General features: G+C 70.3%; 12 protein-coding genes and 1 pseudogene. 5 read left to right on the top strand and 8 right to left on the bottom strand.

What is annotated here, in order from left to right; genetic code table 11:
* The first annotated feature begins 105 nt into the window (after positions 1-105).
* A complete protein-coding gene (locus ACH442_RS29870; RefSeq protein WP_396341443.1) occupies positions 106-1,503 on the top strand; it encodes a non-reducing end alpha-L-arabinofuranosidase family hydrolase in 1,398 nt (465 codons plus the stop codon).
* Positions 1,504-1,676: 173 nt separating this feature from the next.
* Positions 1,677-2,528 carry a phosphatase PAP2 family protein gene (locus tag ACH442_RS29865; protein WP_396341442.1) on the top strand — a complete coding sequence of 284 codons (852 nt, stop codon included), beginning with the start codon at positions 1,677-1,679 and terminating at the stop codon, positions 2,526-2,528.
* A 70-nt stretch (positions 2,529-2,598) separates the two neighbouring features.
* Here ACH442_RS29865 and ACH442_RS29860 read toward each other — a convergent pair whose 3' ends face one another.
* From ACH442_RS29860 to ACH442_RS29840, 5 genes are all read right to left on the bottom strand, one after another.
* Positions 2,599-2,799 (bottom strand): ferredoxin, encoded by a 201-nt coding sequence (locus tag ACH442_RS29860; RefSeq protein WP_396341441.1) that lies wholly within the window; start codon positions 2,797-2,799, stop codon positions 2,599-2,601.
* Complete coding sequence (locus ACH442_RS29855) at positions 2,796-3,986, bottom strand: cytochrome P450 (RefSeq protein ID WP_396341440.1); 1,191 nt, start codon at positions 3,984-3,986, stop codon at positions 2,796-2,798. Before ACH442_RS29855 ends, ACH442_RS29860 begins: the two co-directional genes overlap by 4 nt.
* A gap of 108 nt (positions 3,987-4,094) precedes the next feature.
* On the bottom strand, positions 4,095-4,733 hold the full coding sequence (locus tag ACH442_RS29850; RefSeq protein ID WP_396341439.1) for a TetR/AcrR family transcriptional regulator: 639 nt from the start codon (positions 4,731-4,733) through the stop codon (positions 4,095-4,097).
* A gap of 83 nt (positions 4,734-4,816) precedes the next feature.
* Positions 4,817-6,352 (bottom strand): AMP-binding protein, encoded by a 1,536-nt coding sequence (locus ACH442_RS29845; RefSeq protein WP_396341438.1) that lies wholly within the window; start codon positions 6,350-6,352, stop codon positions 4,817-4,819.
* 1 nt (position 6,353) lies between these two features.
* The gene (locus ACH442_RS29840; RefSeq protein ID WP_396341437.1) at positions 6,354-7,577 is read right to left on the bottom strand and encodes an acyl-CoA dehydrogenase family protein; all 1,224 of its coding nucleotides are present in this window, start codon (positions 7,575-7,577) and stop codon (positions 6,354-6,356) included.
* 128 nt (positions 7,578-7,705) lie between these two features.
* Here ACH442_RS29840 and ACH442_RS29835 point away from each other — a divergent pair.
* Positions 7,706-7,894: pseudogene (locus tag ACH442_RS29835) on the top strand (cellulose binding domain-containing protein); the annotation flags it as partial.
* 85 nt (positions 7,895-7,979) lie between these two features.
* Here the strand turns inward: ACH442_RS29835 and ACH442_RS29830 are convergent.
* Positions 7,980-9,257 carry an acetyl-CoA C-acetyltransferase gene (locus ACH442_RS29830; protein WP_396341436.1) on the bottom strand — a complete coding sequence of 426 codons (1,278 nt, stop codon included), beginning with the start codon at positions 9,255-9,257 and terminating at the stop codon, positions 7,980-7,982.
* Between the two features lie 54 nt (positions 9,258-9,311).
* Here ACH442_RS29830 and ACH442_RS29825 point away from each other — a divergent pair, with 54 nt between their 5' ends.
* Positions 9,312-10,652 carry a 3-oxoacyl-ACP reductase gene (locus ACH442_RS29825; RefSeq protein WP_396341435.1) on the top strand — a complete coding sequence of 447 codons (1,341 nt, stop codon included), beginning with the start codon at positions 9,312-9,314 and terminating at the stop codon, positions 10,650-10,652.
* Between the two features lies 1 nt (position 10,653).
* The gene (locus tag ACH442_RS29820) at positions 10,654-11,499 is read left to right on the top strand and encodes a MaoC/PaaZ C-terminal domain-containing protein (RefSeq protein ID WP_396341434.1); all 846 of its coding nucleotides are present in this window, start codon (positions 10,654-10,656) and stop codon (positions 11,497-11,499) included.
* A gap of 94 nt (positions 11,500-11,593) precedes the next feature.
* Here ACH442_RS29820 and ACH442_RS29815 read toward each other — a convergent pair whose 3' ends face one another.
* Positions 11,594-12,946, bottom strand: coding sequence for an alpha/beta hydrolase family protein (locus ACH442_RS29815; RefSeq protein WP_396341613.1), 1,353 nt, complete (start codon positions 12,944-12,946; stop codon positions 11,594-11,596).
* Between the two features lie 46 nt (positions 12,947-12,992).
* Entirely contained in the window at positions 12,993-13,376 is a 384-nt protein-coding gene (locus ACH442_RS29810; protein ID WP_396341433.1) for a hypothetical protein, read from the bottom strand.
* Positions 13,377-13,782 lie beyond the last annotated feature (406 nt).

Here is a 13,782-nt window from a genome sequence, read left to right as displayed (position 1 = left end):
CCCGTAACATGCAAGTAACGTTTGTTAGCGCTAACAACGCGGTCTGCTCGGAGCTGAGAGCCACCGCCTTCGCTCAGGAGAGAATCTGTGAACAGATCCAGACGAATGAATGCCGCTCTGGCCTCGGCCGGCGCCGCGCTGCTGGGATCGGCTGCGCTGGCGGTGACGATGCCGGCCAGTGCCGCCGCAGCGGGCTGTTCGGTCAACTACACCATCGCCTCGCAGTGGCAGGGCGGGTTCGGTGCCGCCGTATCCGTCAAGAACCTCGGCGACGCGCTGAGCAGCTGGACGCTGACCTGGACATACGATGCCGGGCAGACCGTGACCCAGTCGTGGAACACCTCGCTGACCCAGAACGGTCCCTCCGTCACGGCCAAGAACGTCAGCTACAACGGCTCCATCGGCACGAACGGCGAGGTGTCGTTCGGCTTCAACGGCTCGTCGAACGACCGCAACCCGATCCCGTCCGACTTCGCCCTCAACGGCGTGGCCTGCACCGGACAGTCGACCACCACCCCGCCGGTCACCCCCTCCTCGGAGCCGCCGATCTCCCCGAGCTCGCCGCCGCCGTCGAGCCCGCCGGCCTCCTGCGCGCTGCCCACGTCCTACCGCTGGTCGTCGACCGGCCCGCTGGCGCAGCCGAAGTCCGGCTGGGCGTCGCTCAAGGACTTCAGCATCGCCCCCTACCAGGGCAAGCAGCTGGTGTATGCCACCACCCACAGCAGCAGCGCCAATGGCGGCTGGGGCTCGATGAACTTCGGTCTCGTCGACAACCTCGACCAGCTCGGCTCGGCCGGCCAGAACGCCATGAGCCAGGGCGCCGTCGCGCCGTCGCTGTTCTACTTCGCCCCGAAGAACATCTGGGTTCTCGCCCACCAGTGGGGTCCGACATCGTTCTCGTACCGCACGTCGACCAATCCGGCCAACGCCAACGGCTGGTCGGCCCCGCAGCCCCTGTCGACCGCGACGATCACCGGCTCCGGCACCGGCGTGATCGACCAGACGATCATCGGTGACAGCCAGAACATGTACCTGTTCTTCGCCGGCGACAACGGCAAGATCTACCGTCAGATCATGCCGATCGCGAACTTCCCGGGCAGCTTCGGCTCCAGCTACACGACGATCATGAGCGACACCTCGGAAAACCTGTTCGAGGCGCCGCAGGTCTACAAGGTGCAGGGCCGCGAGCAGTACCTGATGATCGTCGAGGCCAGGACCAGTTCCTGGGAGCGCTACTTCCGCTCGTTCACGGCGACCAGCCTGAGCGGCACCTGGACCCCGAACGCGGCGACCTACAACAACCCGTTCGCGGGCAAGGCCAACAGCGGTGCCACCTGGACCAACGACATCAGCCACGGCGAACTGCTACGCACCAGCGCGGATCAGACGAACACGATCGACCCGTGCAACTTGCAGCTGCTGTACCAGGGGCGCGCCACGAACTCGAGCGGTGACTACGGCCTCCTGCCGTACCGGCCCGCTCTGCTGACCCTCCGCCGCTGATCCCGACCAGGTGAGACGACGAAAGGCGGGCCCGGTCCTCACCAGGCCCGCCTTCCGGCCACCAGCCGGCCCCGTGGCTGACGACGGCACTCTCGTGGCCGATCAGTAACGTCCGGGGAGACCGTGCCGGTTCGGTGACTCCGCCCCCGAGCCCGGCTGGCTATGGTGACCGCGTGAATGCGTCGGGGCACAGCGGACATCCACGACCTGCCCCGGTCGCCGAGGCCGGCGCAAAGCCCGCGACAGGCGGGATCGCGCGCGTCTGGGCAACCGGGCTCGCGCGGCGTGGCCGGCGCCCTGGCGCGCTCGTCGAACTGGCTTTTCTCCTGGTCTGGTTGCTGCTGTTCACGCGTCTCGACGCGGCGGTCGGCAAGGACTTCGCGGCCGCCGCTGCCAACGCGCGGGACCTCCGAGCCGTGGAGCACACCCTGCACATCGACATCGAGTTGGCCGCGAACCGCTGGCTGTCCGGGAATCCGGTCCTCGATCATCTGGCCGTGTATGTGTACCGGCTGTACTACGCGGTGATCGCCGGCGTGCTGCTGTGGGTATTCATCCGGCGTCCCGGCGTCTACCGCCAGGTCCGCCGGACGATGCTCGCCATGACGGTGCTCGTCCTGCCCGTCCATCGGGCCGTGCCGGTGTCGCCGCCGCGCTTCGCTCTGCCGGGCGTCGTCGACATCGTCGCCAGGCACGACATCGTGGGCCCGGCCGCTCGGCAGAACTGGATCCATCCCAGCCACCTCACGGCCATGCCCAGCCTGCACGTGGGCTGGTCGCTGTGGTGTGCGTACGCCGTATGGACCGCGCTCCGCGGCACGTGTCCGCGTGCGGCTCTGTTGTCCTGGTTGTTCCCCGTGCTGATGGCGGCGACCGTGCTCACCACGGGGAACCACTACGTCCTCGACGTCGCCGGCAGCATCGTGCTGCTGGCCGGCTCCGTTCTCGCCGCGTCGATCTGGGGAAACGTCGTACGCCGCTTCCCCTTCCGGCAGCCCGACGATGCGTCAGCGGGCCGTGCCTGACGCCGCTGCCGGAGGATGTGCCGCAGTTCGTGGCCGGTCTCATTCCGAGGTCACCGGTGACCGCTCGCGGTTACTCCGCGAGGGAAAGGGCCCGGCTCGGGCAGATGTCGACGGCGGTCCGTGCCCGCTTCAAGGCCTCGTCGTCCGCCGGGGTGTCCTGCAGGAGGACGACCGTGCCGTCCTCCTCGCTCTGGTCGAAAGCGTCGGGGTCGGTCAGGACGCACTGGCCCGATCCGACGCAGCGGCCGACGTCCGCCACGATGGTGGTCATACCGGGTCCTCCCAGGTCACGGGGACCTCGTGGATGCCGTAGATGAAGGCGTCGTCCTTGTAGGGCAGTTCGTCGGCGGGTGTGGCGAGCCGCAGTGTCGGAATGCGGCGGAAGAGGGTGTCGAAGACGATCTGCAGTTCCATGCGAGCCAGGTTCTGGCCGAGGCACTGGTGAATGCCGAACCCGAAAGCGACGTGGTTCCGGGCGCCGCGGTCGAGTTTGATCTCGTCGGCCTCGTCGAAGGCCGACGGGTCGTGGTTGGCGGCGTTGCTCAGTGCCAGGACGGGGTCACCGGCCCGGATGGTCACGCCGTCGAACTCCACGTCCTCGACGGCGACGCGGGAGTTGGCGAACTCGGCGATGGTGTAGACCCGCAGCAACTCCTCGATCGCGGGGAGGGTCCGCGTGGGGTCGTCGCGCAGCGCTGCCAGTTCCTCCGGGCGTTCGAGCAGGGTCACCACGCCGAGCGAGATCATGTTGGCGGTCGTCTCGTGGCCGGCGATCAGCAGCAGGAAGGCCAGCGACAGGACGTCCTCCGGGTCGTTGCCCTGGGCGAGCTGACGGCCCAGCAGGTCGTCGGCCGGGCCGGCGGCCTTCTCGGCGATGAGCGCTTCGAGATAATCGCGGATCTCCGTGGCTGCCTGCCGCCGGCCCTCGGCGGTGACGGTCCGGCTGAGCAGGGCTGAGCTGCGAATCTGGAAGAACTCGTGGTCGTGGTAGGGCACGCCGAGCTGTTCGCAGATGACCAGGGACGGCACCGGCAGGGAGAGGGCTCGGACGAGGTCGGCGGGGCGCCGGCCGGCCAGCATGGTGTCGATGTGGTCGTCGACGATCTGCTGGATGCGGGGGCGGAGGGCGGCCATGCGGCGCACGGTGAACTCACCGACGACGGCCTTGCGGGCCGGACCGTGCTCAGGCGGGTCCAGCTGGATGATCGAGGGCCGCATGAGGCCGAAGGCGGGCTGCTCGCGGGTGAACCGGGGAAAGTTCGGGTGCTGGCGATCGGAGCTGAACCGCGGATCGGTGAGCATGGCGCGGATGTGCTCCAGCCGGCTCAGCGCCCAGGCGACCTGGCCACTGGGCAGGGTGACCCGGGAGATCCCGGATGCGGTGTCGCGGATGCGGGCGTGCTCGTCCGGGGGCGCGTACGGGCAGCGGCGGGTGGTCTGCAGGAGGGGAGCGGTCACCGGGAACCTCCATCGATTGCAGTCGAGCCTAAGCGGAAAGAAATCCTCCGATTCGTCGCCGAGAATAGCTCTGAATCCGGACAATCGTCCAGACTCGACGGTGATTCGTCAGGAATCCAGATGAAGGTCGGTCACGCTGACCGGCTCGCCGGGGAGCCGGCTCTGCCCGCCGGAGTGCAGGCCGTCCAGGACCAGGCTCAAGCAGCGGCGCATCAGCAGGTCGGACATCTCCGCGGAACGGCTCGGTGGCGGCTTGAGCAGCAGCGACACCACCGCCAGCACGTCACCGGCCCCGACGTCGGACCGCATCGAGCCTTCCGCCTGGGCCCGCTCGACCAGCTGCTCGACCAGGTCGAGCACCGCGGCGCGGGTGTGCCGGAAGTCGGGTGCCTCCTTGAGGGCCTGCCGGGCGTGCTCGTCCATCATGGTCACGTGCGTGCTGAACCGCAGGTCGACGGCCCGGCGGACGACCCGCGCAAGGGCATCCCAGGCGGCCGGCTCCTCGTTGATCGCGGCGTGGGCGTCGGCCAGGACGCCCGAGAGGCTCTCCAGCGCCACCGCGCGCAGCAGTGTCCCCCGGTCGGGGAAGCGGCGGTAGAGCGTGCCGACGCCGACCCCGGCCCGCCGGGCGATCTCGTCCATCGGCGCACCCGGGCCGATCTCGGCGAACACCGCCCGGGCCACGGCCACGATGTGGTCGCGGTTGCGCTGGGCGTCGGCCCGCAGCCGGGTTGTCTCAGCCTTCATCGAATCCTCCCGCGTTCCCGGCAGATTAGCCGGGTGCGATCGTGCCGGCCACCGCTTCGCGGGCGGTGCAGCCGGCCGTGCGCTCAGCGGGGGAGTTGCCGGGTGACGACCTTGCCGGTGGCGTTGCGGGGGAGCGCGTCCAGGAAGACCACGTCGCGGGGCACGCAGAAGCGCGCGCGATGCTGCCGCACGTGGTCGCGGACCGTTTCCGGGGCGAGCGTCTCGCCGTCGCGCAGGACCAGGTAGGCGGCGAGCCGCTGGCCGTACTCCTCGTCCGGCACGCCGATCACCGCGACGTCCCGCACCTGCGGCAGGTCGGCGAGCAGGTCGGCGACCTCGCCGGGGTACACGTTCTCGCCACCGGAGACGATCATGTCGTCCTCGCGGCCGTCGACGTAGACGCGGCCCTCGGCGTCGACGTGCCCGAGGTCGCCGGTCGCCAGCAGACCTTCGTGCATCGTTTTCGAGGCGCCGTTCGTGTAACCCTCGAAGAGCATTTCGTTGCCGACGAACAGCCGGCCCACCTCGCCCTGCGGGACCGGTTTCCCGGCGGGGTCGAGCACGGCTATCCGCGTACCGTAGGGGGGTCTTCCGGCGGTGTTCGGCGCGAATCGCAGATCGGCCGGGGTGGCGATCGACGCCCACGATGCCTCGGTCGAACCGTAGAGGTTGTAGAGGACATCGCCGTAACGGTCCATGAAGCGGGTCGCCAGGCCGCCCGGCAGGGCCGAACCGCTGACCGCGACCGCACGCAGCGCCGGTTTCCGGGCCGGTTCCGGCAATTCCATGAACTGTTGCACCATCACCGGAACCGCGATCATCGCGCTGCAGGAATGGTCGGTGAGGTCGCCGAGAACGGCGGCCGGGTCGAACTTGCGGCGCAACACGATCGTCGCGCGCAGGGCCAGCGCGATCTGCAGCCCGGCGAATCCCCAGGTGTGGAAGAGCGGGGCGGCGATCAGCACGCGGTCCTGAGCGCGCAGCGGAATCTGGTCGATCACCGAGCAGAGCGGCCGGAAACCGCCCGGTGTCGGACGGCGGGCGCCTTTCGGCACGCCGGTGGTTCCCGAGGTGAGCACAATGGTGCGGCCCGGGCGTTCCGGCGGCGTCGAACGGGCCGCGGGCGCCTGCGCGATCAACTCCTCGAAACGGGATTCGCCGATCTTCTCCACACCGTCGACCAGCGCGACCCGCTCGGCGAACTCGTCGTCGAAAATCAGCGCCCGCAGGCCCTGATCCTTCGCGACCGTGGCCAGTTGACTCGCCGACAGGCCGGTGTTCATCAGCACCGGATCGGCGCCGAGCGTGGTCGTGCCGATCAGCGCCTCGATCATGCGCGCCGAATTTCGGCACAACAGACCGACCCTTTCCCCCGGCGCCGCCGGAAGGCTGCGGGCCAGCTTCTCCGCACGGTTCAACAATTGCGCGTACGTGATCTCGCGCCGATCGTCGATGACCGCGATCCGCCGCGGGCTGCGGGAGGCGGCCTGGCGCAGTTCGCCGGCGAGCCCGAATCCCCAGCGGCCGAGCGCCGCGAACTGCCGCACGATCCGCACCGGATTCCCCGGATTCAGCAGCCCGCGCCGCAGCATCGTGCCGCCGACGAAAAGCGCGTCCATGTCAGCGGATCTGCATGCCGGAGATGGCGCGGGAAATGACCAGGCGCTGGATCTCCGAGGTGCCCTCGAAAATCGTGTAGATCTTCGCGTCCCGGAACATCCGCTCCACCGGGTGCTCGCGCAGATAGCCCGCGCCACCGAGGATCTGCACCGCTTTCTCGGTGACCGCGACCGCCACCTCGCCCGCTTTCAGTTTCGACATCGAGCCCTCGCCGGCGGTGAACGGCTTGTCGTTACGCCCCATCCAGGCGGCCCGCCAGACCAGGAGCCGGGCGGCGTCGATCTCCGTCTTCATGTCGGCCAGCGCGAATGCGATCGCCTGGTTCTCGATGATGGGACGGCCGAAGGCGACGCGGTTCTTCGCGTATTCCAGCGCGTACTCGTAGGCGGCGCGGGCGATGCCGATCGCCTGGGCACCGACGGCCGGGCGGGACAGTTCGAACGTCCGCATGGCGGCATTCTTGTTCTTCGGCGCGGCGTTACGGGCCCGTTCCAGGCGCTCGTCGAGGGCTTCCTTGCCGCCGAGCAGGCAACTGCCCGGAATGCGTACGTCGTCGAGGAAGACGTCCGCGGTGTGCGAGGCCCGCAGGCCGAGCTTCTTCAGCTTCTTCGTGCCGGCCAGCCCTTTCGTGCCGGGCGGGACGACGAACGCGGCCTGCCCGCGCGAACCCAGCGACGGGTCCACACTGGCGGTGACGACGTGGACGTCGGCGATGCCGCCGTTCGTCGCATACGCCTTCTGGCCGGTCAGCACCCACTCGTCGGTGGCCTCGTGGTAGACCGCACGTGACTTCATCGAGGCGACGTCGGAACCCGCCTCCGGCTCGGTCGAGCAGAACGCGGCGACCTTCGGGTCGTCGGCATCCCCGAAACACTGCGGCACCCACTCGACGAGCTGCTCCGGCGTGCCCGACCCGTAGATCGCGGCGACCGCCAGCGACGTGCCCGAGATCGCCATACCGATGCCGCCGTCGCCCCAGAAGAGCTCCTCGTTGGCGATCGGCAGGGAGAGGCCACTGTTGTCGGACCAGGCGTTGATCAGGAACTCGAACCCGTAGAGACCGATCTTGGCGGCCTCCTGCAGGACCGGCCAGGGTGTTTCCTCGCGCTCGTCCCACTCGGCGGCGGCCGGGCGGATGACCTGCTCGGCGAAGCCGTGCACCCAGTCGCGCAGGTCCGATTGTTCCTCGTTGAGATCGAGCCAGAACTCCACAGCGGTGCCCATTCTCTTCCGGCGTTACGCCTACCTAACTCGCCAGTAACCCTAAGCGCGGGTAACCCCCATCACAACCCCCCGGGGTTTTCCACTGCCTCGGTGTTGTTCAGCGTGCCGCGGGGGATCCGGGTGAGGCAATGGGGGCAGGACGAACGCACGCTCTCCTCACCGGCTGGAAGGTCCGCGTCACGCTGCCGCCCGGGGCCGCGATCACCACCTCGTGGCGCACCACGGCCGGCGGCGCGAGCGGCGCGGTGACGTTCAGCAACGTCAGCTGCAACGGCAGCGTCCCGGCCGGTGGCAGCACCAGTTTCGGCTTCCAGGGGGCCGGCTCGGCTCCCCTCCGCCCACGCGACCTGCACCGCCTGACCGTTTCAAGAAGCCGCGCCCTCCCGCGAGGGCGCGGCTCGGTCAGCGTTCCAGAATGGCGACGACGCCCTGACCGCCGGCGGCGCAGATGGAGATCAGGCCGCGGCCCGAGCCCTTCTGCGCCAGCAGTTTGGCCAGTGTCGCCACGATGCGGCCACCGGTCGCCGCGAACGGGTGCCCGGCGGCCAGCGACGAACCGTTGACGTTCAGCTTGGTGCGGTCGATCGAGCCGAGCGGCCCGTCCAGACCCAGCTTCTCCTTGCCGAACTGCGGCGACTCCCACGCGGCCAGCGTGGCCAGGACCTGCGACGCGAACGCCTCGTGGATCTCGTAGTAGTCGAAGTCCTGCAGGGTGAGGCCGTTGCGGGCGAGCATGCGGGGCACCGCGTACGCCGGGGCCATCAGCAGCCCCTCGTCGCCGTGCACGTAGTCGACCGCGGCCGCCTCGGAGTCCGCGAAATACGCCAGCACCGGCAGCGAGTGCGCGGCGGCCCACTCCTCGGAGGCCAGCAGGACCGTGGACGCGCCGTCGGTCAGCGGCGTCGAGTTGCCCGCCGTCATCGTCGCGCCCTCCTTGCCGTACACCGGCTTGAGAGTCGCCAGCTTCTCCAGCGAACTGTCCGGCCGCAGGTTCTGATCCCGGGTCAGTCCCAGATAGGGCGTCAGCAGATCGTCGAAAAAGCCTTCGCCGTACGCCGTGGCCAGGCGCTGATGCGACGCCAGCGCCAACTCGTCCTGCGCCTCGCGGCTCACGTTCCACTTCAGCGCGGTGATCGCGGCGTGCTCGCCCATCGACAGCCCGGTGCGCGGCTCGGCGTTGCGGGGGATCTCCGGCTGCAGCGCCTGCTGCGGGCGCAACTTGGCGACGGCCTTGAGCCGCTGCCCGAGAGTCCTCGCCCGGTTCAGTTCCAGCAGCGCCTGGCGCATGTCCTCGTTGACCTGCAGCGGCGCGTCCGACGTGGTGTCCACACCGCCCGCGACGCCCGCGTCGATCTGCCCGAGCGCGATCTTGTTGGCGACCAGGACGGCGGCTTCCAGGCCGGTGCCGCAGGCCTGCTGGATGTCGTACGCCGGGGTGCGCGGGTCGAGGCGCGAGCCGAGCACCACCTCGCGGGTCAGGTTGAAGTCCCGCGAGTGCTTGAGCACCGCACCGGCCACCACCTCGCCGAGACGCTCGCCGGCCAGGCCGAACCGGGCGATCAGCCCGTCCAGCGCGGCGGTCAGCATGTCCTGGTTCGAGGCGGCGGCATACTTGCTGTTCGACCGGGCGAACGGGATACGGTTGCCGCCCAGGACGGCGACGCGGCGCACGGTCGGCACGGCGATCCTCCATACATTGACGTCATCGAAGCTACTGACCGGTAGGGTACTCGCATGGCTGACAGGTACGCGAACTTCGCCAACTCCGGTCTCGGCCGGACCGTGGTCAAGCGTCTCGGGCTGCCCGACCCGCCCCGGTTGCGACGCTACCGCCCGGGCGACCCCGTCGCGCCCGGTCCGGTGCTGCTCGGCGCGGCACCCGGCGGCCGGCTGGCCGAGCCCGTCGGCAAACTGCTGGAGAGCGCCGGGGTGCAGGTCACGGAGACCGGCGCCGACAACGCCGAGTACTCGGCGCTGATTTTCGACGCCACCGGCATCGCCGACTCGACGGGGCTTCGCAGTCTTTTCGACTTCTTTCACCCGTACGCGCGGAGCCTGAACGTCTCCGGCCGCGTGATCGTGCTGGGCACGCCACCGGAAGCCACCGCGGACCCGAAAGAGGCGACCGCGCAGCGGAGCCTCGAAGGTCTCACCCGCAGCATCGGCAAGGAGTTCGGCCGCGGCGTGACGGCCCAGCTGGTGTACGTCGCGCCCGGCGGCGAGCAGGCCGTCGAGTCGACCCTGCGGTTCCTGCTCAGCGGCCGCTCGGCGTACGTGTCCGGCCAGGTCATCCGCATCGGCGCGGGTGCCGTGACCGCCCCGGCCGACTGGGAGAAGCCGCTCGCCGGCAAACTCGCCCTGGTCACCGGCGCGGCCCGGGGCATCGGCGCGTCGATCGCCGGTGTCCTCGCCCGCGACGGCGCCGAGGTGATCGCCCTCGACGTGCCCGCTGCCGGAGACGCGCTCGCCGACGTCGCCAACAAGGCCCGCGGACGGGCGCTGCAACTGGACCTGACCGCCGCCGACGCGCCCGAGCGCCTCGCCGGGTACCTGGCGGCGGGCCCGCACGGTGGCGTCGACATCGTCGTGCACAACGCCGGCATCACCCGCGACAAGACCATCTTCAAGATGGACGAGAGCCGGTGGGACTCGGTGATCAGTGTCAACCTGACCGCGCCCGAGCGCGTCAACGACCTGCTCCTCGAACGCCGCCTGATCAAGCCCGGCGGCCGCATCGTCGGCGTCGCCTCGATCGCCGGGATCGCCGGCAACCGCGGCCAGACCAACTACGCCACCAGCAAGGCCGGCGTGATCGGGCTCGTCCGGTCGACCGCGCCCGCGCTGCTCGACCACGACATCACGTTCAACGCGGTGGCGCCCGGCTTCATCGAGACGGCGATGACCGCGAAGATGCCGCTCGGCCTGCGCGAGGCCGGCCGGCGGCTCAACAGCATGTCCCAGGGCGGCCTGCCGATCGACGTGGCCGAGACGATCGCGTGGTTCGCGTCGCCCGGCTCGTCGACGATCACCGGCAACGTCGTACGGGTGTGCGGCCAGAGCCTGCTGGGAGCCTGACGTGGTGGCGGTGGTCGAGCTGACCGAAGGGCCGGGGACCGGTGCGGCGTACGCGAAAGCCGCCCTCGGACTGCTGCGCCGGCCCGGCACGTCGCTGCCGGACGTGGAGCTGGTGCACCGTGGCGTCACCGTGTCCCGCGAGCACCTGGCCCGCTACGACCGGGTGTGCGGGTTCCGGCTGACCGATGCGCTGCCCGCGACGTACCCACATGTCCTGGCCTTTCCCCTGGCCGTGCGACTCATGTCGGCGGCGGAGTTCCCGCTCCCGATGATCGGCCTGGTCCACGTCGCCAACCGGATCACCGTGCACCGGCCGATCGACGCCTCCAGCCGCCTCGACCTGACCGTGCGGGCCGTGGACCTGCGGTCGCATCCGCGCGGCCGGCAGTTCGACATGCTGGCGACGGCCTCGGTCGACGGGGAAGAGGTGTGGCGCGGCGTCTCGACATATCTGCGCAAGGAACCCACCCCGTCGTCGCCTTCGGCCTCGGCTCCGCGGGAGACCGAGCCGGTGCCGTCCGGTGGCGCGGTCTGGCGGCTCCCCGCCCGCACCGGCCCGGACTACGCGGCCGTCTCCGCCGACCGCAACCCGATCCACACGTCCCGCCTCGGCGCGAGACTGTTCGGATTCCCGCGGCAGATCGCCCACGGCATGTGGACCAAGGCGCGCTGCCTGGCCGCGCTCGAAGGTCGGCTGGCTCCGGCGTACACCGTGGAAGTGGCCTTCAAACAGCCGATCCTGCTGCCGTCGACGGTCCGCTTCACCTCGACTCCGACCGGCGCGGGCCGGGACTTCGCCGTCGCCTCGAAGCGCCCCCACCTCACCGGCGCGATCACCACCGCCTGACCACGGCCGGGCACGACCCGCTCGCCCGGCTGGTCGTCATGGGCATTGTTCGTCCCTGACAACGCCCATGACAGCCAGCCGGGACCCGGCGCTCTCAATCGGCGTGGACCGACAGGGTGCCGTATTTCGCGAGCGTCGCGGGGAGGTCCGCGGCCCTGCCGTTCAGCGTCGCGTCGAGGAAGGCGGCGGTGGTCTCCACGGTCATGTGCAGGCTCGAGGCCGGGCCGAGAGAACCCACCACCGACGGCACCGGCGGCAGGAAGAGCGGCGCATCGGTGAAGCTCAAGTGCGCGCTGCCCGGAACGCTGAGCCGGTACCCGGTCGCGCTGCCGCCGTCGAGCACCTCGGTGACGCGGGCGACGAAGTCGGCGTCCGCCCGGTCGCGGACCTCGTGGGTCAGGACCAGGGTGGGCTGCTTCGACGGGCCCTGGTCGGCGTTGAGCCCGCCGTCCAGGTTGATCACCGAGGTGAACCGTGGATCCAGCTCGGCCGCGCGCATGGCGGCGGCCCCGCCGAGGGAGTGACCGGTCGCCGCCGCGCGGGAGGTGTCGAGCCGCCCGGCCAGCGGACCCGAATCGAGACGGGTCAGCCGGGTGAGGACGAAACTGAGGTCCGCCGCCCGCACCGAGGTCCACGAGATCCGCCGCCGGTCGTCCTCGGCGCGGTTCCCGCTCGAGGCGATGCGGGTCTTCACGGTACGACCGTCGGCGAGCACCACCGCGGCCGAGTCGTACAGGTGGTCGACCCCGGCCACGACGTAACCGCGGCTGGCCAGCTCCTCGGCCCACGCCGTGTTCTGGGTCCGCACCCCGCCGAGCCCGGGAGAGAACAGCACCACCGGGAAACGGCCGGCCGCCGCCGTCGCCTCGAACACCGCGTGCGTGTGGGCGCGAGCCGGCCCGTCGAGCACGAAGCCCGGCGCCCCGAGGTACGCGGCTTCCGCGTCGGCGACGATGTCCGCCTCGCGGCGGGTGCGGCCCAGGTACTGCGCCCGCGGGGCGTCCCCGGCGACCGGCTGCGCCGGGTACCACAACTGCACGACGACGGTACGGCCCTGGTCGCGGGCCGGGTCGGTCCACTGCACCACCGTCGTGCCGACCGCGGACGGCCCCGACAACCGCGGGAAGACCGGCACCGGCAGCGCCCAGGCCACCACCGTGCCGCCGAGCACCAGCGCCCCGGCGAGCAGCGCGCCGAGCAGCGCGATCCACCGGCGTTTCAGCAGCCACACCGCGCCGGCGAGCAAGTCGGCCACCAGCACCAGCAGGATCTGCCAGCGAGGCACCGGCAGCGTGAACACCGCCCCGGCGACGACCACGAGGGCCGCGACCAGAGCGGTGACGCGCCGGCCGGCGGACGGCAGCCACCGGGCCGCCACCAGCACCGCGGAACCCAGCACGACAGCGGTCTCGGCGACAGTCAGGTGCGAACCGGCGATCAAGATCATCACGACCCCAGCATTCACAGGAACCGCTGTGGGCACGCTGAGGACGTCACCCGAACGTCAGGACGGCGGCCATCGCCGACGTCAGCAGGGTCCCGGCCCCGCCCGCGGCGACCTGCGTTCCCAGCACGAGCCCCGACCGGGCCGACCGGGAGAGGACGACGACGACCGCCACGGACACGGGAATCACCAGCAGCACCGCCGGCAGCGCGAGCAGCATGCCCAGGCCCAGCAGGACGCCCCGGTCACTGAGGCATCCGAGCCCGCTGCACCCGGGCGGCGGCCCGTCGGCCGAGTACGCGACCAGCAGATAGCTCACCGCCCCGGCCAACCACCAGGCCGCCGCGACCAGCAACGCCCGCCGCCGGACCTCGGCGATCTCGAGGCGCACGAACTCGGCCGTCGGGTTGTCCGGGCGGTGCGGCGCTCTCACGAGCGAGCCGAACGAATCATGGCGGCGAGCCTAGGCAACGAATGTGCGCGATTCGTGTCGATGACGGGGTGAAGACGTGCAGGAGTTACGTCCGTACCCGCTTCACTGTTCCGGGTGATCGCCGGTGCCCGGGACGCCGGTAGCAAGAGAGGATGTCCGCACGGCGTGCCGAGGAGGTCGCTGCGCTCGCCCGCGACCTGCTCACCGACCCGGATCGGTACGCCGACGCCGTGTCCCGCACCGCGCGGCCTTCATCTGCGAGTGGCGCTGACCGGCTTATGAAAACGCCTTAGAGGATCAGACGTCCTCTTACTGGACGTTTTAATAACGTTAGGTGAGTTATCGGAGGGTTGAGAACACGCAATCTCGGCTACGGCTGGCCGATACGCCCGAATCAACCCTTTCG

This window comes from Actinoplanes sp. NPDC020271 (genome assembly GCF_044388125.1).
GTDB lineage: Bacteria > Actinomycetota > Actinomycetes > Mycobacteriales > Micromonosporaceae > Actinoplanes.
Note: the sequence above shows the minus strand (reverse complement) of the source record. Positions and strands in the feature narration are given on the sequence as shown.

Bases quoted from the DNA above. Each gene is read 5' to 3' on its own strand.
- ACH442_RS29870 (WP_396341443.1), top strand. From the start codon at position 106: ATGAATGCCGCTCTGGCCTCGGCCGGCGCCGCGCTGCTGGGATCGGCT.
- ACH442_RS29860 (WP_396341441.1), bottom strand. From the start codon at position 2,799: ATGACCACCATCGTGGCGGACGTCGGCCGCTGCGTCGGATCGGGCCAG.
- ACH442_RS29850 (WP_396341439.1), bottom strand. From the start codon at position 4,733: ATGAAGGCTGAGACAACCCGGCTGCGGGCCGACGCCCAGCGCAACCGC.
- ACH442_RS29845 (WP_396341438.1), bottom strand. From the start codon at position 6,352: ATGGACGCGCTTTTCGTCGGCGGCACGATGCTGCGGCGCGGGCTGCTG.
- ACH442_RS29840 (WP_396341437.1), bottom strand. From the start codon at position 7,577: ATGGGCACCGCTGTGGAGTTCTGGCTCGATCTCAACGAGGAACAATCG.
- ACH442_RS29825 (WP_396341435.1), top strand. From the start codon at position 9,312: ATGGCTGACAGGTACGCGAACTTCGCCAACTCCGGTCTCGGCCGGACC.
- ACH442_RS29815 (WP_396341613.1), bottom strand. From the start codon at position 12,946: ATGATCTTGATCGCCGGTTCGCACCTGACTGTCGCCGAGACCGCTGTC.